Source organism: Mesorhizobium sp. M7A.F.Ca.ET.027.03.2.1 (assembly GCF_003999175.1).
Classification (GTDB): domain Bacteria; phylum Pseudomonadota; class Alphaproteobacteria; order Rhizobiales; family Rhizobiaceae; genus Mesorhizobium.
This window is the reverse complement of the sequence record NZ_RZOM01000947.1, coordinates 1-2,429: the sequence shown is the minus strand read 5'-3', so window position 1 is coordinate 2,429 and position 2,429 is coordinate 1. Positions and strand designations below refer to the sequence as shown.

Genomic DNA, 2,429 nt, shown 5'->3' with positions numbered 1-2,429 from the left:
AAAGACGTGCTCACCCAGTTGCCCGGCTCGCCCCCCCCGACGCCCGCCGGCAGCACCACGCCGACGCCGCCTTCCGGCAACGACGCTTCGGCTCCGGCGACTGCCCCGGCCACGGCGCCTGCCGCCGGTTCGACGCCGCCGGCGACCAACGGCACGGCTCCCGCCGCACCGGCGACCCCGCAGGTCCCGAACCAATAGTCTTCCACGCTTGAAACCGCGATCTGTGGTCGTTTGAACACAGTCGCGGCAAATGCAGCAAGATCACGAAGATTCGACGGGGTGAGGCGGGGCCTCGCGCTTGAGGCAGCCGCGCTTATTCGACTATAGATTGCGCGCGGCATTTCCGGCGCCCTTGGGGGGCGCTGGGCGACGCCGTGGGCAACAAGCATAGAACGATCGGATCTTCGCCATGCAGCTTCGCAGCTTCATTTTCCTGGGACTTTGCGCCGCACTCGGCATGAGTTCCCCAGCCTCCGCCGGCGTGCCGGCAAATATGGCCGCACAGCCTTCGGCTGAAACAACTTCTGCAATCAACGTCGCCGTCAAGAGTGATGCGTCGCAATTGAAGCTTCTCAAGAAGAAGAAAAACCCGACGCCCGACGACCTCGCCCAGATCAAGAAGATCGAGGCCAAGATCGTTGCCGACAAGGAAGCCGCCAAAGCCAAGGCGCTCGAAGCCAGGAAACTGGCGATGCGCGAGGCGGCCAAGGCCAAGGCCGACGCTGAACGGCAGGCGTTCCTGGCCAAGAAGGGCAAGAGCACGCAGGCAACCCAGGTGGCCGATGCCAAGCCGGCCAAGAAGCTGGTTGCCAAGATCATCGAACCGATCGAACCGATCGCGCCGATCCAGTCGGCCGAGCCGCTTCCGGCAGAGGCGATGAACATCGCCCTGACCGGCAACAATGGCGAGTTGCGCAGCGAGGTCATCGGCCAGAAGCAGCCGAGCAGCGGCGGTTTGTTCGCCGGTCTCTTCGGCGGTAGCTCTTCCTCTTCGTCGATTTCATATCTTCCCGAGACACGGGCTCTCGACCAGGCTCTCGCCAAGAGGGAAGCCAAGAAGCAGTTCAAGGTGAAGCCGGAATTCGTGCCGCAGGACGTGGAATTCAGCGGTTACGCTGCCGGTACCATCGTTATCGACACCAGCGCGCGCCGCCTCTACCTCGTCGAATCGTCCTCCACCGCGCGCCGCTACGCCATCGCGGTCGGCCGCGACGGCCTGCAGTTCAAGGGTACGGTTGCAGTCGGCGACAAGCAGGAATGGCCGCGCTGGATCCCGACGCTGGACATGCAGAAGCGCGAGCCGAAGCATTACGGCCAGTATAAGGACGGTATGCCCGGCGGTGGCCAGAATCCGCTCGGCGCGCGCGCCATCTATCTCTATGACGGCAAGAAGGACACGCATCTGCGCATCCACGGCACCATTGCGCCGCAGTCGATCGGAACCAGCGCCTCGAATGGTTGCTTCCGCATGATCAACGAGCACGTCATGGACCTTTACAGCCGCGTCAGGGTTGGCACCAAGGTCGTCATCATCTGACGTTTTCGTCATCCTGCCGAAAGGGCCGGCTCAGCCGGCCCTTTTGTTTTGCCTTGTTCACGATCCAAGCGCCTTCTTGGGAAAAAAGCTTCGCGGCGGTTTTTTCTCTGGCGGAATCAATCCGGCCGCGTTAAGCGATGACTCCCATGGCGCGATATGTATTCATCACAGGCGGCGTGGTTTCCTCACTTGGAAAAGGCATTGCCGCAGCGGCCCTTGGGGCTCTCCTGCAGGCGCGAGGCTATCGCGCACGCATCAAAAAACTCGATCCCTACCTGAATGTCGATCCAGGCACGATGTCGCCGTACCAGCATGGCGAAGTCTTCGTCACCGACGATGGTGCGGAAACCGATCTTGATCTTGGCCATTACGAGCGCTTCACAGGCCGCTCCGCCAACCAGCAGGACAACATCACCACCGGCCGCATCTACAAGAACATCATCGAGCGCGAGCGGCGCGGCGACTATCTCGGCGCAACCGTGCAGGTCATCCCGCACGTCACCGATGAGATCAAGAATTTCGTTCTCAACGGCAATGACGACTATGATTTTGTGTTGTGCGAGATCGGCGGCACGGTCGGCGACATCGAGGCGATGCCATTCCTGGAAGCTATTCGCCAGCTCGGCAACGACCTGCCGCGCAACAACGCCGTCTACGTCCATCTGACGCTGATGCCCTACATCCCGACGGCAGGCGAGCTGAAGACCAAGCCGACTCAGCATTCGGTCAAGGAGCTGCGCGGCATCGGCATCGCGCCCGATATCCTGCTGGTCCGTGCCGACCGCGCCATTCCCAAGGAAGAGCGTAGGAAACTGTCGCTGTTTTGCAATGTGCGCGAAAGTGCCGTGATCCAGGCGCTCGACGTGCCGCATATCTACGATGTGCCGATGGC

The 2,429-nt window shown here is 61.8% G+C and carries 2 protein-coding genes and 1 pseudogene; all 3 read left to right on the top strand.

Features of this window, described 5'->3' with window-relative positions; genetic code table 11:
* Positions 1-198, top strand: a pseudogene (locus EN750_RS41720) (preprotein translocase subunit SecG); the annotation flags it as partial.
* Positions 199-409: 211 nt separating this feature from the next.
* Positions 410-1,537, top strand: coding sequence for a L,D-transpeptidase (locus EN750_RS29410; RefSeq protein WP_127398848.1), 1,128 nt, complete (start codon positions 410-412; stop codon positions 1,535-1,537).
* A gap of 137 nt (positions 1,538-1,674) precedes the next feature.
* A partial coding sequence (locus EN750_RS29405; RefSeq protein WP_127398847.1) for a CTP synthase occupies positions 1,675-2,429 on the top strand: 755 nt, incomplete at its 3' end.